The organism is Halorubrum tropicale, from assembly GCF_001280455.1.
In the GTDB taxonomy this organism is placed as follows: Archaea; Halobacteriota; Halobacteria; order Halobacteriales; family Haloferacaceae; genus Halorubrum; species Halorubrum tropicale.
This window is the reverse complement of sequence record NZ_LIST01000011.1, coordinates 41,081-58,438: the sequence shown is the minus strand read 5'-3', so window position 1 is coordinate 58,438 and position 17,358 is coordinate 41,081. Positions and strand designations below refer to the sequence as shown.

The window sequence follows — 17,358 nt, the reverse complement described above, 5'->3', positions numbered from 1 at the left end:
GCTCATAGGAAGCAGATTGGTGGTCGCAGTAGTGGTCCTCGATATGGGGTAGTAGAATCCTCGATTCTCCATAAATCGAAGGGCACCGGCGAAAGCAGAGGTTAGATAAGCGTCCTCACAGAGGGTATCGATAATGGGCGAAGAATCGGAGTCGATCAGCTATTTGTCGGCTGCTGATATCCGTGACATTCACGAGTTGATCGTGGAGTCAAATGCGGACACGACAGCGGGTATCTCTTCACCAGGTGATATCGAATACACCGTCGAACATATCCAGGAAGGCCATTTCGGCCAGGTTCCCGAATCGCCCCACGAGAAGGCATTCCAGCTGCTGCGACTCATCGCGGCGAATCATCCGTTCGTCGATGGCAATAAGCGAACGGCGCTTATGTCGGCCCGGATTTTCTACGCGCTGAATGGCCACCGCTTCGATTACGATCGAGAGATCAAAGAGACCCTGAAGACGCTCGCGACCGATGAGGGCGCTGTCGATGGGGATGACGTGATCGAGTATCTCAGAGCACACACAGAGCCGCTCGCTCCGGAGTACGAGGCAATCATCAACCTGTGGCTGTCACGCATCGAAGGCACAGATCAGCTATCCAGAGATCCCAAGCTCGATACAGGCGATAATGAACAACACGAACCGAACGATTATGACGATGACCGCCATAGTGATGAATAAGGATGGCCGCTGAAAGTGAGCAGCCCGAGATTCCCGATGAGCTGTCCCCCGAAGAGGCACGGCAGTATCTCATTCGGTTCCTCGGACGCCAAGACCTCGACGAGCACGAGGAGATCTACGACGAACTCGCGACCGAGTAGGACTCTCTCCAGGCTGTTCTCCGTAGTACTGCAACGGTACCGTGGTTTCTCGCAGAGCGAGACCGTTCCAATCCGGAGCGAAAGCGAGATTGACGCACCGGTTTTCCCGTTCGCACTGGGACATCGGCCACGCATATGGAGTAACGGGCCTTCCAAGTGCCCCAGTTCGACCCGGAACCGGGTCAGTGCTGCGAGCGTGTCGACGACCAGCCTACAGCCGTCACAGGCGGCGTGATCGCGCTCGTCGGGATCCGGCTCCGTCTGAATCGCACAGTCGACACAGATCGGGGGGGTGACCCGCTCATCTTGCCCCCAGGTGTTGGCCTCCCCAGTCTCGGTACCGGTAGGGGCATCACCCGCCGTGGTTCGGTTGTGATTTAGCCTTCGGTGTTAACCAACATTTTCGACAATATCGACCCGGTGTTGGTTAAACAATAAATTTGACGCAGCCACTCGTACGGAGAGACCCGTAATCTCAAGTTGAAGAACCTAAGATAGGATATATCATCATGGAGATATCTGAGGAGCTTCAGACAGTGTATTCCGCGACTGTCGAGGTACAGGACGGAGAGTACTATCTGTTGGTACCAGCCCGAGAAATCGAGATAGGATCGCTCGAAGTCGAGGAGTCTGTCCGTGTAGCGCTACTACCGCCAGCGTCGTCAACAACCATAAAAGATGATGCCGCATCGAGCCTAGAACCGCAGACGGAACCTGATGAGTCAACTGGACCGCCAGTTTCTGAGGGTGAGACCCGAGAGGTCGACATCGAGAGTATTGGCGATCGGGGGGATGGCATCGCGAAGGTGGATCGTGGCTACGTAGTGATCGTTCCGGATACAGATCTCGGTGAAACGGTCACTGTCGAGATCGAGCAAGTACAGGATAACGTTGCGTTCGCCACGGTCGTTGATCGAAACCTTCGCCAGACCCAATAATTCAGCTTGACACTAAGTTGGTTGGTATTGATCGCTCAGACGTGATTTGCTTGATGCTGTTTAAGATTCGATCTCGGCCTCGGCGCCATCAATCTCAATGATGTCACCGTCCCCGACGTCCAACGCTTCACGGAGCTCTTCGAGATGTGTGTCAGCCTCCTCCCGGAGCTCCTTCGCTGTCGGCAGATCGACTGCTCCGTCCTCAAGCGTTTCTGCGATCTCCTCGAGTCGCTCGATCCGCTCTGCGATGTCGACATCATCCTTGTTAATATCCGATGGTTGGCCGGGGCGGTATTGAATATCCGGCTTCTGTCACAGCACGCCGGCAGCCCACAACGCGATACCAAGCAACAGGAGGGCGATAAGGATGAACACGGCTATCCGTAGCTTCTGGGCTTGCTGCTGTGCCGCTTGGATGTCTGTGCTCGTCTTGATGTCTTGATACCCCCGTTCGATCCTGCGTTCGAGGGCCTCAATCTCTCGCTGGACGTGCGTCTCGTACGCTTGGTCGATCCGTGCTTCGAGGCCGGCGACACGACCGCGAGCTGCGTTGGCCGTCACAGCCTCCGTCTCTGCGGCGTGTTCCACCTCTTGGAGGGCGTTCTCGATCCGTGAATCGAGCTCGTCGAGCCGAGCTGACGTGAGTGTCGCGTAGACGGCGTCGACCCGCTGTTCGAGATCAGCGGCGCGCTGAATCTGCGCTCGTCGATTGTCTGCTGCTCGTTCGATACTGACGATCGCGTTGTCGATTCGACGGTCGGTAGCGTCCAAGCGGTCGGTGACAATCGCCTCGTACCCAGTTTCTAGTCGGCGTTCGAGTGCGACTACCTGGTCACGGACAGCACGCATATCAGGCGTCGCCACGACTCCTGCCTGAGTCGGCGTAATCGCCGCTTTGTCTGCGACCCGTTCGACCAGTGTCTCATCGTCCTCATGGCCGATCGCGACGATTGTGGGCGTCTGACAGTCCGCAATGGCCCGGACGACGGGCTCTTCGTTGAAACACCACAGCGTGTCGTCTGCGCCGCCACCACGGGTGACGACGATACTATCGATGTCCGGATCTTGGTCGGCTTGCCGAATTGCGCCGACAAGCGACGGCACCGCGTTGGTGCCCTGAACCGTTGCGCCGAAGAATGTGAGCGTTACTCCTGGTGCGCGTCCCCAGGCCGCCTCCCGGAAATCTTCCCGTGCCGATCCCGTGAGTGAGGTGACAATTCCGATATTCGACGGAAACGACGGCACCGGCTGTTTGCGATCGTCCGCGAAGAGGCCCTCATCGGCCATTTCAGCACGTAATGCTTCTAATTCCTGAGACCGTTCAGAGTCGCCGACCGGCCAGTAGTTTTTGACGTTGAGCTGGGTCCGGCCGCCGTCTGTGTAGAAATCGACGTTCGCACGGACGATCACCTCCTCGCCCTCTGTGATATCCTCCTCAATCCGATCACGGTACGATGACCAGATGATACACTGGATTGTTTCGTCGCCGTCGACGTCACGTAGCGTGAAGAACGTTCCATACCCCTTCGCTGTCGCATCCGATACTTCGCCGACGACATACGTAGGAAATCGATCCGAAGCGGACTCGAGGGTTGCCGCGATCTCGTCGTTGAGCCGGGCTACTGACCACGCCGTTTCATTGGCTTCCGCGTGCCCACTACCAATTTCATCGTCAACGGCCATTCGCTCACGCCTATGACAGCAGGTGGTTTAGTTTATACAGAATCGAGGAGAATACCTGCGGCTTCAGCCGCAGGATGAATCCGACACTACACTTTGCACTCCACCGTCTATCGCTGAGCCGGATATTCTCCCCCTCTAGATCCGTGCTTTTACAAGAAATACAAATATAAGATATTATAGAGGCGTTTCAGATGTTAGAGATCCACAGAACCCACCGGGCGACAATCCGCAACCACTCACAGGTGGCAGAGTCGCTCGACCGCCATGGGTGGTCGGCCAGCAAACTCTGGAACGTCGCGAACTACTACGCCCGCAACGTGTGGGATGAAACCGGTGAGATACCCGACCACGGCAGACTCAAAGACGAGTTGAAGACACACACCAACTACAAGGGACTCCACTCACAGTCCAGTCAGCGCGTTCTGGAGGAACTCGCTGAAGCCTTCACCTCGTGGCATGAGTCTGATGACGATCGAGACAACCCGCCCGGCTACCGCAAACAAAACTACTACGACTCGCAGGGCCGCCGCGTCCACGAAGAACACCCGCGTTCAACCGTGACGTGGAAACAAAACGGCATCAGACACGACCCCGAAAATAACCGTGTTCGCCTCTCAAAGGGTGCCAATCACAAGGAACACCCGAAAGCGTGGGAGTACATCCTTGTCGAGTACGAAACCCCGCCCGGCGTCACCGTCGAGAACCTGCAACAGGTTCGTGCTGTCTACGACCGACAGAAGGGTCGGTGGGAACTCCATCTCGTCTGCACCGAAGAGGTGGAAACACCTGACTCGCCCGGCGAGGAAACAGCTGGCGTCGATCTCGGGATCTGTAACGTTGCCACGGTCACGTACAGCACGGAAGAAGCTGACCTCTACCCCGGCAACCGCCTGAAGCAGGACGGCTACTACTTCCCGAAAGAGATCGCAAAGTGCGACGACTCGGGTGGCGATCGGGCCACTCGACTGCACCACAAATGGTCAGAACGCCGGACGCACTTCTTCCATAGTCTCGCGAAACACATCGTTGACCGGTGTGTCGAGAAGAAAGTTGGTCAGATCAACGTCGGAGACCTCGAAGGTGTCCGTGACAACAAGAACGGTGACGCGAAAAACTGGGGTAAACATGGGAATCTCGATCTTCACGGGTGGGCGTTCAACCGCTTCATCTCGATCCTCGAGTACAAAGCGAAAGTCGAGGGCATCGAGGTCATAGAGGTTTCAGAGCGCGACACGAGCAAGACGTGTTGTGTATGCGGGAGGAAAGACGAGAGCCAGCGCGTCCACCGCGGTTTGTATGTGTGTGATAGGTGCGATGCTGCGTTCAACGCAGACGTGAATGGGGCGGAGAACATCCGTCTCGATATCAATCAAAGTAACTCCGAGTCTTCGGCCAGTTTGGACGAAGATAGGAGTACCGGCTGGTTGGCACAGCCATCGGTCTACCTTCATGACTTGTCCAGCGGATTCCAACCGCAGGCACAAGTGGTAGACTGCAAACCGTAATATCCCAATCCAGCGGCGCGGTGCCGTGGGATTCCTCCGCGTTCACGCGGAGGAGGATGTCAAAATGTGTCGGCGCTGTTACCGCTTTTCGCGGCCTCGACCCGGTCCGCCGTCGACTCCAAGGCCTCGGCCAGCGTTCTCGCTTGCGCGGGCGAGAGGTCGAACTCGTCGGCGTGGGCGGCGAGGTCGTCTATCTCCGTCCCGTCCAGTTCGACCGCCAGCGTGACCTGTTCGGGGTCCTCCCGCGGCGCGGTGACATTCACGACGCCGGGCGCGTCGGTTTCGAACTCGTGGCCGCGGGCGCGCCCGTCGACGAGGTCCAGCGTCGTGTATGCGTTGACGCGGAGCAGGCGGTTCGGCATCGTCAGTCGTCCGCCGGCGGCGAGGGCGCGTCCTCCATCGAGTCGTCCTCGGCGTACGGGTACCAGGTGCGCTTCGTGTTGTGCATCATCGGGTCCTCGTAGTCGGTCTCCTCCGGCTCTACGAGGGCGTCGAGCTCGTCCTCGTCGTGACGGGCGACGAACGCCCGGAACGACTCGCCCTCGTCGCGCTTGGCGGCGAAGGAGTCGATCAGGTTCGCGATCGCTCCGGGGACCTCGTCGACGGGCACGCGCTGGGTGACCCAGCGGGCGAACCCCGGGTTCTCCCCGAGCCCGCCGCCGAGACCCACGTCGAGCGCCTCGACCGGGTCGCCGTCCTTACGGGTCTTCATCCCGCGCAGGCTCACGTCGGCGATCTGCGGCTGCGCGCACGAGGCCGTACACCCGGAGAGGTGGACGTGGAACTCGTCGACGCCGTCGGGGAGGTCGACGTTCGCCTTCAGCCAGCGCGCGAACCGGACCTGCCGGTTCTTCGTCTCGACGATAGACAGCGAGCAGAACTCCGTGCCGGTACACGCGACCGAGCCGCGCATGAACGGCGACGGATCGGGCGAGTAGTGGTCTAAGAGCGGCTCGTCGAGGAACCCGCCGAGGGCCTCGTCCGACACGTCGGTGACGATGACGTTCTGCCGCTGGGAGAGCCGGACCTCGCCGGAGCCGTACTCCTCGGCGAGGTCGGCCAGTTCGAGCACGTCGTCGGCCCCCATCCGCCCGACGAGCACGTTCAGCCCGACGAAGTTCCGGCCATCTTTCTGGTCGTGGACGCCGATCAGGTCGTTGCGCTCGCCCTCGCCGGCGTTGTAGGTGTACTCCTCCCGAACGTCGCGGCCGGCGGTCGCAAGTTCGAAGTCGACGTATTCCTCTTGGAGCGTCTCGCGGACCTCCGCCGCGCCCCACTCGTCGACGAGGAACTTCACGCGGGCGTTGTACCGGTCCTCGCGGTCGCCGTAGTCGCGGAACAGCGCGGAGAGCCCGCCGGCCACGTCTGGGACCCGCTCCGGAGAGACCCACACGTCGATGTCGCGGGCGAACCGCGGCTCGTTGCGCGCGAGCCCGCCCCCGACCCTGACGTTGAAGCCGACCGCGTCCTCGCTTTCGTCGCCGCCGCCCTCTCTCCCGCCTTCGCCGCCGTCCCCGCCGACCGCCTTGTACGCCGGCTCGAACGCGAGGTCGTTGATGTCGCCCTGTCCGGAGCCGTCGGCGGAGCCGGTGACGGACACCTTCCACTTGCGCGGGAGGTTCGTGTGATCGTCGTTCCCCTTGAACCGCTCGTTGAGGTCGCGGATGACGGGCCACGCGTCGATCACCTCCTGCCCGTCCTTGCCCGCGACGGGGTTCCCGACGATGTTCCGCCACGAGTCCCCGCAGGCCTGCTGGGTCGAGAGCCCGTTCGTCTCCAGCTTCTCGAAGACCGCGGGCACGTCCGACAGCTCGATCCAGTGGAGCTGGATCGACTGACGGGTGGTGAAGTCGGCGTACGCGTCGCCGAAAATCGGGTTCGTGCCAGGACCGCGGGCGTACTCGTCGGCTATCTCCCCGACGACGCGGAGCTGTCCCGGTTCGAGTACGCCGTTCGGGGTCCCGATCCGCAACATGAAGTACCCCTCCTGTCCGTTCCGCTGGTGGTACAGGCCCCACCACTTGAACCGCTCGAACCACGCGTCCCGCTCGTCGTCGGGGATCGAGTCGTACCCCTCCTCGGCGAACTCGAACAGGCGGTCGCGCACCTCGTTGCCGTACACCTCCGATTTCCAGTTTTCGACGTCCGTCGGCATCGATCCGGCCTACAGCCGACATCCACATAGCTGACGGCGTGGCGTCAACGTTCCCCGGTGCCCCCTCGATGTGGCACGTATTGCCGCTACTTTCACCGTCGCACCCGGCGAACGGCGGAGCGGTCGAATTCGACGAAATCGCCCCCGCGTATCCGTCCGATAGGTATCCACCCGGTGATCCCGGTCGTCCCACACGAGATACACTGGCCGTACACCTTCGCCTCCACGGTCGAGCCGTCGACGCCGACCGACTGGAAGTTCTCGACGACCAGATCCGTGAGCGCGCACTGACACAGATCCGGCGTGTCGAGCCGCCACAGTTCGCTGACACGCACTTCCCGGCTGTCGTTGACGGAGATCCACGCACCATCGTCGAGGACGCGCAAACGAGTGGTCACGCCTTGGGTTCGGCCGCGACGACCCAATGGGTGGCGCTGCTCGCAACCGACGACAGTACCGATGACGGCCGGATATCGGAAAACCGGCAGACTACACCGACATACGTGTGAAATTACTCTCCGATCTACCGGACATGAAATCCGGTATCCGAGAGTAGTGGTCCGATTTACGCGTGTGCCGACGCTTATGACTCCCAGGCGCGCACGTCGGTGTAATGACCGATTCGGTTCCTGACACCACCGACGATCGACTCGTCGACCCGCTCGACGGGACACACCGACAGCACGCGTCCGCGGACGTGGCGCCCGAACTCTTCGAGGACGCCTCGGAGCGACGATGACCGAGCGAGGCGATTCCCGAGCGACGAACGACGAGGAGCGGAGCGGCGCCAGGGACGGGACCGAGGGAGAGCCGGACGCCGAACCCGACGACGGCCACCTCGACGACGTCGAGGACGGCGCGGGGTGTACGGAGATCTGGGAGCGGCTCTCCGAGCGCCGGGAGGAGTAGTAAGCGCGGGGGTTACGACAGCTGCGCGGCGATGTCGGCCTCGGTGATGATCCCGACGGTCTCGCCGCCGTCGGTGACCATCACGGCCTTGTAGTGGTCGAGGAGGTTCCAGACCTCGTCGACGGTTGCGGACGGCGCGACCGTCGGGAACGACTCGCTTATCACCTCGCTGACCGGGTGGTCACCGACGTTCTCGCCCGCGTGGACGATGATCGCCCTGGCTGATCGAGCTGACCGACACGACGTTCTGGAGGACGGGGAGCAGCGAGTACGCCTCCGCCTCCATCAGGTCGACCGCCTCGCTCACGGCGTCGCCGGGCGCGACGCTGGTCACGGTCTCGTTCATCAGGTCCGTCGCGCGCACGACCTCGCCTTCCGCCTCCTGAAGGGCGTTCACGATGCGGCGGAGCGTCGAGAGCCGCGGGTCGATGTCGCCGCCCTCGATCCGCGCTATGAGGGGTGTCTGAGTGTAATTATACGGGCTTTCCGCGTTTCTACATAAGAGCGAAGGTTCTAAATTAGGCGTGTAAATCAGGAAAGAGCGACTCACACTGCTGTTTGGCCTCCTCTGGCGACCAGAGCTTCGACCGGTAGTTGAGATCGAACGCTGTCGTCGTGCCAGCCTGCCTCGCAGCCGCCAACAGGTCGGCCGTCATCTCCGCGAGCGTCGGCGAGACCGCTGGCGTGAACCCGCTCATGTAAAACGCATCAGCGTCAGCGATTTTACCCCCCATCAATTTCGCTCGGTGTGGCCGTTGTGATCGCCGCGTCGGCGCGGTCCTAAATGACAGTCGTTCCCCTCGGAATGGAGCCCTCCTCGATGTACGCTCTTGGGTAGCACATTGTTGATTTCAGAGAGTGGCTTTGACGGCGTGTTTGAGCGCTTTTCGTCCGGGTTTGCGGTAGAGTTCTCGTCTGAGTTGGAATGCTCGAATATACTGTGTGAGGCGATCTTTTGAGATGCCTCGATGCGGCGAGAGCCACCGTCGCGCCAGCGACGCGTGGCTCTCGCAGGTGTTCACGTGGACCGTGTCGTCGGCGTATTCACCGTCTCCGTGAACGACGTATTCGCGGTCGAATTGCTCGTCTTCAGTAAGCGGATCGTACGCACGAAATCCGTCGATATAGACAGTGAGAGGCTCCTGCTGGCAGTCAGCCAGCAGGAGCCGGATCGTCGATTCGTCTGCGGATTTCACCGGCACAACGTACCGTTGCTCGGTGCCACGATCCACGAGGACGAACACGGGYGGTTTGTCTTGRTCATACGTTCCGCGTCCRCGTCGTGAGAGGCCGCGAGAGCGCGACCAGSGGTCGCGCTCGCGGCCTTTCAAGCCGGCAGAGACGTAGAACTCGTCAATTTCAACCGGGCCACGGAGATCGAGTGACGGCGCGTCGAGCGCTTCGGTGAAGCGCTCGACACGCCTGTGGATCGTTTTGTAGGTGACATCGATTTCGCACTGTAGTTGCCTGAGACTGGTGTTAAACCGCAAAAACGCGTAGATCGAGAACAACCATCTGCGGAGTGCGATCTTCGAGTGAGCGAAGATYGTGCCRGTCTTATCGTTGAACGTGCGGTCGCAATCCTTACAGAGATACCGCTGAAAKTGCCCGTAGCTGCCGTTTCTGACCGTTCGGTCAGAACGGCAGCGAGGACAGGAAACGCCGTCACGCCAGCGAACCTGCTGTAACAGGTCCGCTGCGACCGATTCCGACCCAAACGCATCTAGCGGAATCATCCGTGTCGGACACCGCTGACGCGGTGTCCTTGTCCTCTTCGACTCGACAGCAGCAGCTCAGCAGTATCAACAGTCTCCTACGGAAGAGCGCTCGATGTAGTAGACCCCTTGCCGCGCTTCGTCGACCTACGCGACACGCGGCTCGACGCCGTGGTGCCTGACCTCGTTTGTGACTCGACGTCCGAGCGGCGAGTTGAGGAGCTTCGAGAGCCACACTGCCGGCGCGCCGAGCCGGGCGACCGCAATCGCGACGCTGCTTTCAGCGCCGGCCGTTCGGAACTCCAACGACGTGGCGGTTTCCAAGTGCTCTCCAGACGGCGGGTTTAAGCGGAGCATCGTCTCGCCGAACGTGACGAGACTGCCCGTCATCGGTGCGTCTCCGCCAGTGCCGTGAACTCGCTTGCGGCCTCGGTCAGCTCGCCGAACTCCCCGTTGTCGATTGCGTCGCCATCGACGATCGCACTACCGACGCCGAGGGCGACGGCGCCGGCGTCGAAGAACGCCGCGGCGTTGTCCAGCGAGACACCGCCTGTCGGGATCAACGAGACCTGCGGTAACGGTCCGTTGATAGCGCTTACCTGCTCGGGACCTACGGTCGAAGCGGGGAACAGCTTACAGAAGTCAGCGCCAGCCTCCGTGGCGGTGAGCGCTTCTGTCGGCGTCATCACACCGGTCGCGACGGCCGTCTCGTACCTGTTACACGTTTCGATGACGTCTGCATTGACTGTCGGCGTGACGACAAACTCCGCGCCTGCCAGTTGGACGGCCCGGGCGGTTTCGGCGTCGAGGACCGTGCCAGCGCCGATAGCGACGTCGTCGTGCTCGGCTGACAGCCGCCGGATCATTTCGACTGCGCCGGGTGTGTTAGCTGTTATTTCGATCGCATCGACACCGCCCGCTGCGATGGCATCGACGACCTCACTGCACACATCCGGTTCGATCCCACGAATAATCGCGACAATACCCGTCTCTAAGATGCGCTCGCGCGCGGCAACCTCGCTCATTCCTATACAGGTCCACACTGTGTAGCCGTACATAACTTCGGTGATGGGATCGGGCGGCTGCCGCGGACACCCGCGGCAGTCAGCGTCCGCTATCGAAGTCAGACCGGACAACGGCTCGCTACCGGATCGGTAACGAGCCGTTTTAGTACCATTCGATGGAATCGACAGCAGCAGAACCATACCTCAATAGTCTGAAATTGACAGATTAGAGCTGATTGGCGCCGTGCGTCACTCGCTGTTGAGCGCGAATGTCAGGGCTTCACCGCCGACGGTCGCGTCGATGGTTCCATCCCGAAGAGTTGCCTCCGATGCACGGTCGGACCCCCCTGTGAGTGTTGCGGCGTCGCCGAGTAGGTCACCAGTATCCGTGGAGACAACGGCAAACACAGCCGCGCCGTGCGGCGCCAGCTCCCGCTCGACGACTTGACCGTCGACGACTTCACCGGAGAGGCCGTCCCAGATAACTCGGTCACCCTCCTGGCCGTACTCGTGTGCGTCGAATCGGACAGTCGACCGCTTGTTTTGCCAATTAAACAACGCAACAGTCGTGGCGCCGTCGCCTGGCCTATCGCAGACAATCCGCGACGGGAACCTCTCTCCGTCGAGTCCAACGACCTCGCCGCCGGATGCTGGCGGGATGGACCGTTGGAGGAGCCGCCGACCAGCTGTGTCGATTTCCGCAAGCCGGTCCGAGAACATGTTTACGCCGCCGGACACGGCGACGAGCACCGCGAACGCCTCACGCTCGGATGCGGTGAGATCGCTCGTGTCCCGAACCAGCTGACAGTCGGGGTCATTGAGCCACCACCGGCGGTGTAGGAAGTTCCGATTCAGGGTGTTTCTGACCGCGTTTTTCAGTCCCGGCTGGCTGCCGGATTCACCTGGTGTCTCCCACGTCGGGTCGGTGTCCGGGCCGATACGCATCGCGTCGAAGAGGCCGACGCTCGGGGCCATCGGCGCGCCGCAGCCAGAAGGAACACGTCGTCGCCGGCTGCCTCGGTAATCGCTTCGACTCCGCGCCGGTACGCCTCGATCCGCGTCGCCTCTGCGTCGTAGCGCTCGCCGGGCAGCGCCGCGGCAAACAGGAAATCGAGTTTTAAATAAGTGAACCCCCACTCGTCGACGACCGTCGACACGGTTTCCCGCAGCCACTTGAGGACCTCCGGATGCGTCGTGTCGAGCCCGTACAGTTCCGACCCGGCGCGAAAGCCGCCGTCGACCGGTGTTCCGGGGCCGTCTGAAGGCGCCTCCGTCGGCTCCGTCACGAACCACTCGGGGTGGTCAGCGTACAGGTCGGCCCCTTCCTCCACGTAAAAAGGCGCAAGCCACAGCCCCGGTCGGTACCCCGCGGTCGCGATGTCGTCCGCGACAGCGCTCATATCCTCGAACCCGTCGGCGAAGGACCGCCAGTCGCCGAACGCCTCCATATACCCGTCGTCGATCTGGACGACATCAACCGGGATTCCCCAGTCGCGAAGCTCTGCGAGGTTTTCCCGGACGTCTGCCTCGGTAAGATCGGTGAAGTAGTGATACCACGAGCACCAGCCGGTCGGCGCATTCTCGGGTATTTGTGCGTCCATCCGGTCCCCGATCTCGTCAGCCAGCGCGGCGAGCCCTGCTCGGAGTTCTCGGTCGGCGTCGACCCACAACGGCGGCAGCGTCAGGCGATCGCCGGGCGCCAGGCGCGTCGCTTCAAGCGGACACACCGCGCGGACCGTCTCGATACCGCCGTTGTCGTCGTCGATATCGAACCGGGTGCAGTAGCGGTCGTGTTCGAGGAATCCGGCCGTGACAACGCGGTCGTCCTCAACGAATCCGGCTAGGTAGCTACTAACGCGGTTGTCTTCCGGCGCTACGAGGTCGTTCATCATCGGGGCGTTGTCCGGATCCTCTTCCGGAAAGCGCTCGCCGACTGGGACTGTCCCCGTCGACGACCACGACTGGTAGCCGTGTCGGTACACGCGCGCGTCCGACCCGAATGCGGTCTCGAACGAGAGCGCCACCTCGTCGCCTCGAATCGACTCGTTACCCGTGTTCGCCACCGTACAGGCCACGGTGACGCCGCCTGCTTCGTCCGACAGTGACACGTCTACGACCTGTGGATGGTCGTCCGCAGTACCGGACGCTTGGAGAATCCCGGTGAGTAGGTCGCCGGTGTCGTCCGCGACCGCGAGTTCCTGTCTGTCCGGCTCATACGTGACCGTGGTGGCACCTACAGAGTGTTCGCGCATACACAAATCACAGCACCCCGCTACAAATAGCCACTCACGTCAGCGGCATAATCGGCTGATCACCGGCAGACGGCGAAGCAGCCGTCGGCCATCCGAACGCTTACGTGGCGTGATAGAGTGGGTCGGTCATGCGTCTTGGTGTCTGTTATTTCCCGGAACACTGGCCGAGCGAAGAGTGGGAACGCGACGTGGAAGCGATGGCTGACGCCGGTCTCGAATACGTGCGAATGGCGGAGTTCTCGTGGGGTGTACTTGAACCCGAGCGCGGAGAGTTCAATTTCGAGTGGCTCGACGAAGCCATCGAACTCATCGGCGACCACGGAATGCAAGTCGTGTTGTGTACCCCGACGGCGACGCCGCCAAAGTGGCTGGTCGATGAGCGGCCGTCGATCCGCCAAGAGGAGCCAGATGGGACGGTCCGGGAACACGGCAGCCGCCGCCACTACTGTTTTAATTCTGAGGCCTACCGCGAGGAGACGACTCGAATCGTCGAGCGCGTGACGGAGCGATACGCCAACTCTCCGCACGTCGCCGGGTGGCAGACGGATAACGAGTTCGGCTGTCACCGCACCATCAGGTGTTACTGTGACGACTGTGCCGACGCGTTTCGGATGTGGCTCGCCGACCGCTACGACGATGTCGACCAGCTCAACGAGGCGTGGGGGAATCGGTTCTGGAGCCAACAGTACAGCTCCTTCGAGGAGGTCGATCCGCCGGGACCGACCCCGGCCGAGCATCACCCCTCGCGACTGCTCGCGTACGCCCGGTTCTCCAGCGACTCGGTCGTCGACTACAATCGCCTCCACGCCGACCTCATTCGCGACGCTAACCCCGACTGGTTCGTCACGCACAATTTCATGGGGCGGTTCCCAACCCTGAACGCCTACGACGTGAGCGACGACCTTGACCTCGTTTCGTGGGACTCGTACCCGACGGGATTCGTACAAGACCGCTTCGCCGACGAGGCGTCTCCGGACCAACTGCGCGCCGGCGACCCCGATCAGGTGGGGATGGACCACGACTTGTACCGAAGCGCGCTCGACCGCCCGTTCTGGGTGATGGAACAGCAGCCGGGCGATGTCAACTGGCCGCCACACTGCCCGCAACCGGGTGAGGGCGCGATGCGGCTCTGGGCACACCACGCCGCGGCTCACGGTGCCGACGCCGTCCTTTACTTTAGATGGCGGCGCTGTCTCGAAGGCCAAGAACAGTATCACGCCGGACTCCGCAAGGCCGACGGCTCCCCAGACCGCGGGTACACAGACGCTACACAGACATCCGGGGAGTTCGATACACTCGGCGAGACCGACCACGTCGACGCGCCAGTTGCGGTCGTGTTCGACTACGACTCGCTGTGGGCGCTCGACGCCCAACCACATGCGCCTGACTTCGACTACTGGGCACTCCAAGAGGCCTTTTACCGCGCTGTGCGCGGCCACGGCGTTCAGGTCGACGTGGTTCCGCCGACCGCCAACCTCTCGGGGTACGAAGCCGTCGTCGCGCCTGCGCTCCACCTCGTCACCGACAGCCTCTCCGAACGTCTAACCGACTACGCCACGGCCGGCGGCGAGCTACTCTTCGGCCCTCGCACGGGCGTGAAAGATGCGGAAAACAAGCTCAGACCGGCGTCACAGCCCGGCCCCCTGGCCGATCTTGTGGGTGCGACCGTCGACCAACACGAGTCGCTCCCGCGACGCCTCGAAGCGGCAGTCCGGCCCGTCGACGAGTCCGATGTCGACGACGACTCGATCATCCCGTTCCGAACGTGGGCCGAGTGGCTCGACCCCGACGCGGCCGAGACGCAATACGAGTACGATATGGACGGTCCGGCTGATGGTCGCTCGGCAGTCGTCACCAACGCAGTCGGCGACGGTCACGTCACCTACTGCGGGGTCTGGCCCGAGTCGGCGTTGGCCGAGACGCTCGCGGCAGACCTGCTCGACCGCGCAGGCGTCCGACGCGCCGAGCGCCTCCCCAACGGCGTCCGCATCGGCTACCGCGGCGGCCACACGTGGGTGACAAACTTCACGGGCGACCATCTCCGACTACCCGGCATCGACGCCGAATCGCTTGTCGTCGACGACACCGACAGAGACGCCATCGACATAGGGGCGGCCGGTGGCGAGATAGACGCAGATGCACACTGCGTCGTCGTGGGGCCGTACGGGGTCGCTGTCGTCGAAGGCGATCACGTTGACGGGTTGCAGGTCGCCGAGCAGTAATCGATCGGATTTTAAGACAGCTCAGATATTTAAAAGAGCGCCCGCGAGCGCTCGGCAGCTATTCTGAGCGCTCTCGCGCCCGGTAGTCCGGGAGCGTGTCGTCTTGCATCACCGCGCCGCGGCCGCCGTCGACGAGCAGTGCGCTCCCCGTGACGAAGGCGGCGTCCTCGCTTGCGAGGAAGGATACCGCACCGGCCACGTCGGCCACCGTGCCGATGCGACCGGTCGGGTGGATCGATTCGACCTCTTCGAGTCGGCCCTTGGGCAGTTCGTCACGCGTCCGCTCAACTTCAACCCAGCCGGGGACGACGGTGTTCACCCGGATCTGCGGCCCGAAGTCCACCGCGAGCGATCGCGTCATGCCGTTTATCCCCGCCTTTACCGCGTTGTACGGGAAGTGCGCGGGCATCGTCGCGTACGCGTGATTTGAGGAGACGTTGACGATGGCGCCGCGGTCCATGTGTTCGAGCGCGGCCCGTGCCGCCAGCCAGTACGCCCGGAAGTCCGTCTCCAAGACGAACGACCAGTCGTCAAGCGTCGCCTCCGCGGCGGTCGTCTCCGTCTGTACACCGGCGTTGTTGACGAGGACATCGACCGAGTCGTAGCGCTCGGCCGCGGCCTCCACCAGCGCGGCCACGTCGTCCGGGTCGCGCATGTCGGCGCGCACGAACGTCGCGTCGCCCGTCAGTGGGGCGTCGTCTGCGCGTTGCTCGTCAGCCCCCCGGTTCGACTCCGAGATGCGCTCGGCGACGGCCTCACCGGCGGCCGCGGTCCGGCCGCTGACGACGACGTTCGCCCCCTCGGCCGCGAACCGCTCGGCCACGCCGGCGCCGATTCCCCGCGTCGAGCCGGTGACGATTACGGTTTGCCCGGCGAAGCGCCCGGGGACGGCATGTTCGGCCGGCGACTCGTGTCGGCGGGTCATGGCGCCCTCCGGGACCGAAGCGTCGGTGCGGCTCGTCGCGCGTGTCCGTCCTGTCTCGCTTGGGTCGACACGGCGATCACCACTCCGCGACGGAGCCGTCCTCGTGGCGCCACACGGGGTTGTGCCAGTCGACGTCGCCACGCTGATCGCGAACGTGTTCCTCGTCGATTTCGATCCCCAGCCCGTCGCCGTCGGGGATGTCGACGAAGCCGTCGCGGTACTCGAAGACCGAGGGATCGGCGAGGTAGTCCAGCACGTCACTCGTCTCGTTGTAGTGGATGTCGAGTGACTGTTCTTGGATCAGCGCGTTCGGCGTGCAGGCGTCGACCTGGATACAGGACGCAAGCGCGATCGGCCCCAGCGGGCAGTGCGGAGCGACCGACACGTCGTACGCCTCGGCCATCGACGCGATCTTCTTCAGCTCGGTGATCCCGCCGGCGTGGGAGACGTCCGGCTGGATCAGGTCGACGGCGTCCGCCTCCAGCACTTCCTTGAAGTCCCACCGCGAGTACATGCGCTCGCCAGTCGCGACGGGGATCGTGGTCGACTGCCGGATCGCCGGCAGCGCGTCGTTGTTTTCGGGCAACACCGGCTCCTCGATGAACATCGGGTCGTACGGCTCCAGCGCGGCTGCGAGCCGGCGCACCATCGGTTTCGACACGCGGCCGTGGAAGTCGACCCCGATGTCGACCTCGTCGCCGACCGCCTCGCGGACCGCCGCGATCCGGTCGACCGCGTCGGCGACGGTGGCCGGAGTGTCGATCGGTCGCAGCTCGGCGGTGGCGTTCATTTTTAGTGCCGAAAAGCCCGCATCGGCTTTCTCTCGGGCGGCCTCGCCCACGTCCGCCGGGCGGTCGCCCCCGATCCACTGATACACCCGGATCCGGTCGCGAGCGCGACCGCCGAGCAGTTCGTGGACCGGCGCGCCGAACTGCTTGCCTTTGAGATCCCAGAGCGCCTGGTCGACGCCGGCGATGGCGCTCATCAGGATGGGACCGCCCCGGTAGAAGCCGCCCCGATACATCGCCTGCCAGTGATCTTCGATCCGCGTCGGGTCCTCGCCGAGGAGGTAGTTGTCGAGGAGTTCCTCGACGGCCGCGACGACCGTGTGCGAGCGCCCCTCGACGATCGGTTCTCCCCAGCCCACGGTGCCGTCGCTCGTCGTCAGCTTCAAGAACAGCCAGCGGGGCGGTACTTCGAACAGCTCGTAGTCAGTAATATACAT

18 protein-coding genes and 3 pseudogenes are annotated in these 17,358 nt (G+C 62.7%); 7 read left to right on the top strand and 14 right to left on the bottom strand.

Features of this window, described 5'->3' with window-relative positions; translation table 11 throughout:
- The first annotated feature begins 133 nt into the window (after window positions 1–133).
- The gene (locus tag AMR74_RS16355) at window positions 134–685 is read left to right on the top strand and encodes a type II toxin-antitoxin system death-on-curing family toxin (RefSeq protein ID WP_053773122.1); all 552 of its coding nucleotides are present in this window, start codon (window positions 134–136) and stop codon (window positions 683–685) included.
- Window positions 686–687: 2 nt separating this feature from the next.
- Window positions 688–825, top strand: coding sequence for a hypothetical protein (locus AMR74_RS19325; protein ID WP_004043292.1), 138 nt, complete (start codon window positions 688–690; stop codon window positions 823–825).
- A gap of 120 nt (window positions 826–945) precedes the next feature.
- Here AMR74_RS19325 and AMR74_RS18080 read toward each other — a convergent pair.
- Window positions 946–1,179, bottom strand: a pseudogene (locus AMR74_RS18080) (DUF7558 family protein); the annotation flags it as partial.
- A gap of 155 nt (window positions 1,180–1,334) precedes the next feature.
- Between AMR74_RS18080 and AMR74_RS16350 the strand changes: the two are divergent.
- A complete protein-coding gene (locus tag AMR74_RS16350; RefSeq protein ID WP_053773121.1) occupies window positions 1,335–1,763 on the top strand; it encodes a TRAM domain-containing protein in 429 nt (142 codons plus the stop codon).
- A gap of 312 nt (window positions 1,764–2,075) precedes the next feature.
- On the opposite strand, the gene xseA is transcribed toward AMR74_RS16350, so the two are convergent.
- On the bottom strand, window positions 2,076–3,446 hold the full coding sequence (gene xseA / locus AMR74_RS16345) for an exodeoxyribonuclease VII large subunit (RefSeq protein ID WP_053773120.1): 1,371 nt from the start codon (window positions 3,444–3,446) through the stop codon (window positions 2,076–2,078).
- 191 nt (window positions 3,447–3,637) lie between these two features.
- On the opposite strand from xseA, the gene AMR74_RS18070 reads away from it, so the two are divergent.
- The gene (locus AMR74_RS18070) at window positions 3,638–4,951 is read left to right on the top strand and encodes an RNA-guided endonuclease InsQ/TnpB family protein (RefSeq protein WP_077152445.1); all 1,314 of its coding nucleotides are present in this window, start codon (window positions 3,638–3,640) and stop codon (window positions 4,949–4,951) included.
- Window positions 4,952–5,010: 59 nt separating this feature from the next.
- On the opposite strand, the gene AMR74_RS16335 is transcribed toward AMR74_RS18070, so the two are convergent.
- The 3 genes from AMR74_RS16335 to AMR74_RS16325 form a co-directional block, all read right to left on the bottom strand.
- Window positions 5,011–5,313 carry a DUF6360 family protein gene (locus tag AMR74_RS16335; RefSeq protein ID WP_053773118.1) on the bottom strand — a complete coding sequence of 101 codons (303 nt, stop codon included), beginning with the start codon at window positions 5,311–5,313 and terminating at the stop codon, window positions 5,011–5,013.
- A 2-nt stretch (window positions 5,314–5,315) separates the two neighbouring features.
- Window positions 5,316–7,106 carry a nitrite/sulfite reductase gene (locus AMR74_RS16330; protein ID WP_053773117.1) on the bottom strand — a complete coding sequence of 597 codons (1,791 nt, stop codon included), beginning with the start codon at window positions 7,104–7,106 and terminating at the stop codon, window positions 5,316–5,318.
- A gap of 92 nt (window positions 7,107–7,198) precedes the next feature.
- On the bottom strand, window positions 7,199–7,504 hold the full coding sequence (locus AMR74_RS16325) for a hypothetical protein (RefSeq protein WP_205625983.1): 306 nt from the start codon (window positions 7,502–7,504) through the stop codon (window positions 7,199–7,201).
- Between the two features lie 215 nt (window positions 7,505–7,719).
- Here AMR74_RS16325 and AMR74_RS19860 point away from each other — a divergent pair, with 215 nt between their 5' ends.
- Window positions 7,720–7,845, top strand: a complete 126-nt coding sequence (locus AMR74_RS19860; protein WP_255410369.1) for a hypothetical protein — start codon at window positions 7,720–7,722, stop codon at window positions 7,843–7,845.
- Window positions 7,842–8,015, top strand: coding sequence for a hypothetical protein (locus tag AMR74_RS19320; RefSeq protein WP_167551942.1), 174 nt, complete (start codon window positions 7,842–7,844; stop codon window positions 8,013–8,015). The genes AMR74_RS19860 and AMR74_RS19320 overlap by 4 nt, the downstream gene beginning before the upstream one ends.
- Window positions 8,016–8,027: 12 nt before the next feature.
- On the opposite strand, the pseudogene AMR74_RS16320 reads toward AMR74_RS19320, so the two are convergent.
- From AMR74_RS16320 to AMR74_RS16295, 7 genes and pseudogenes are all read right to left on the bottom strand, one after another.
- A pseudogene (locus AMR74_RS16320) lies at window positions 8,028–8,475 on the bottom strand (CBS domain-containing protein); the annotation flags it as partial.
- 58 nt (window positions 8,476–8,533) lie between these two features.
- Window positions 8,534–8,713, bottom strand: a complete 180-nt coding sequence (locus tag AMR74_RS20010; RefSeq protein ID WP_053773115.1) for a hypothetical protein — start codon at window positions 8,711–8,713, stop codon at window positions 8,534–8,536.
- Window positions 8,714–8,866: 153 nt separating this feature from the next.
- Window positions 8,867–9,751, bottom strand: a complete 885-nt coding sequence (locus AMR74_RS18065) for an IS1595 family transposase (RefSeq protein ID WP_077152444.1) — start codon at window positions 9,749–9,751, stop codon at window positions 8,867–8,869.
- 129 nt (window positions 9,752–9,880) lie between these two features.
- Window positions 9,881–10,120: pseudogene (locus AMR74_RS16305) on the bottom strand (PfkB family carbohydrate kinase); the annotation flags it as partial.
- Window positions 10,117–10,755: a bifunctional 4-hydroxy-2-oxoglutarate aldolase/2-dehydro-3-deoxy-phosphogluconate aldolase gene (locus AMR74_RS16300; RefSeq protein ID WP_053773112.1), complete on the bottom strand. Its 639-nt coding sequence runs from the start codon at window positions 10,753–10,755 to the stop codon at window positions 10,117–10,119. The gene AMR74_RS16300 and the pseudogene AMR74_RS16305, both read right to left, overlap by 4 nt.
- Window positions 10,756–10,983: 228 nt before the next feature.
- Window positions 10,984–11,709, bottom strand: coding sequence for a hypothetical protein (locus tag AMR74_RS19750; RefSeq protein ID WP_240471232.1), 726 nt, complete (start codon window positions 11,707–11,709; stop codon window positions 10,984–10,986).
- Window positions 11,610–12,986, bottom strand: a complete 1,377-nt coding sequence (locus AMR74_RS16295) for a glycoside hydrolase family 36 protein (RefSeq protein WP_240471231.1) — start codon at window positions 12,984–12,986, stop codon at window positions 11,610–11,612. Before AMR74_RS16295 ends, AMR74_RS19750 begins: the two co-directional genes overlap by 100 nt.
- A gap of 128 nt (window positions 12,987–13,114) precedes the next feature.
- Between AMR74_RS16295 and bga the strand changes: the two genes are divergently transcribed.
- Window positions 13,115–15,208, top strand: a complete 2,094-nt coding sequence (bga, locus tag AMR74_RS16290; protein ID WP_053773111.1) for a beta-galactosidase Bga — start codon at window positions 13,115–13,117, stop codon at window positions 15,206–15,208.
- A gap of 58 nt (window positions 15,209–15,266) precedes the next feature.
- Here the strand turns inward: bga and AMR74_RS16285 are convergent, their stop codons facing one another.
- Entirely contained in the window at window positions 15,267–16,133 is an 867-nt protein-coding gene (locus tag AMR74_RS16285) for an SDR family NAD(P)-dependent oxidoreductase (RefSeq protein WP_053773110.1), read from the bottom strand.
- A gap of 76 nt (window positions 16,134–16,209) precedes the next feature.
- Complete coding sequence (gene dgoD / locus AMR74_RS16280) at window positions 16,210–17,358, bottom strand: galactonate dehydratase (protein ID WP_053773109.1); 1,149 nt, start codon at window positions 17,356–17,358, stop codon at window positions 16,210–16,212.

What these genes read in the sequence shown, in the direction of transcription:
- AMR74_RS19320 (WP_167551942.1), top strand. Translation starts at nt 7,842, where the DNA reads ATGACCGAGCGAGGCGATTCCCGAGCGACGAACGACGAGGAGCGGAGC.
- AMR74_RS16330 (WP_053773117.1), bottom strand. Translation starts at nt 7,106, where the DNA reads ATGCCGACGGACGTCGAAAACTGGAAATCGGAGGTGTACGGCAACGAG.
- AMR74_RS20010 (WP_053773115.1), bottom strand. Translation starts at nt 8,713, where the DNA reads ATGAGCGGGTTCACGCCAGCGGTCTCGCCGACGCTCGCGGAGATGACG.
- AMR74_RS16285 (WP_053773110.1), bottom strand. Translation starts at nt 16,133, where the DNA reads ATGACCCGCCGACACGAGTCGCCGGCCGAACATGCCGTCCCCGGGCGC.
- bga (WP_053773111.1), top strand. Translation starts at nt 13,115, where the DNA reads ATGCGTCTTGGTGTCTGTTATTTCCCGGAACACTGGCCGAGCGAAGAG.
- AMR74_RS19325 (WP_004043292.1), top strand. Translation starts at nt 688, where the DNA reads ATGGCCGCTGAAAGTGAGCAGCCCGAGATTCCCGATGAGCTGTCCCCC.
- AMR74_RS16300 (WP_053773112.1), bottom strand. Translation starts at nt 10,755, where the DNA reads ATGAGCGAGGTTGCCGCGCGCGAGCGCATCTTAGAGACGGGTATTGTC.
- AMR74_RS16350 (WP_053773121.1), top strand. Translation starts at nt 1,335, where the DNA reads ATGGAGATATCTGAGGAGCTTCAGACAGTGTATTCCGCGACTGTCGAG.
- xseA (WP_053773120.1), bottom strand. Translation starts at nt 3,446, where the DNA reads ATGGCCGTTGACGATGAAATTGGTAGTGGGCACGCGGAAGCCAATGAA.
- AMR74_RS19750 (WP_240471232.1), bottom strand. Translation starts at nt 11,709, where the DNA reads ATGGCCCCGAGCGTCGGCCTCTTCGACGCGATGCGTATCGGCCCGGAC.
- AMR74_RS16355 (WP_053773122.1), top strand. Translation starts at nt 134, where the DNA reads ATGGGCGAAGAATCGGAGTCGATCAGCTATTTGTCGGCTGCTGATATC.
- AMR74_RS16295 (WP_240471231.1), bottom strand. Translation starts at nt 12,986, where the DNA reads ATGCGCGAACACTCTGTAGGTGCCACCACGGTCACGTATGAGCCGGAC.
- AMR74_RS16335 (WP_053773118.1), bottom strand. Translation starts at nt 5,313, where the DNA reads ATGCCGAACCGCCTGCTCCGCGTCAACGCATACACGACGCTGGACCTC.
- dgoD (WP_053773109.1), bottom strand. Translation starts at nt 17,358, where the DNA reads ATGTATATTACTGACTACGAGCTGTTCGAAGTACCGCCCCGCTGGCTG.
- AMR74_RS19860 (WP_255410369.1), top strand. Translation starts at nt 7,720, where the DNA reads ATGACCGATTCGGTTCCTGACACCACCGACGATCGACTCGTCGACCCG.
- AMR74_RS18070 (WP_077152445.1), top strand. Translation starts at nt 3,638, where the DNA reads ATGTTAGAGATCCACAGAACCCACCGGGCGACAATCCGCAACCACTCA.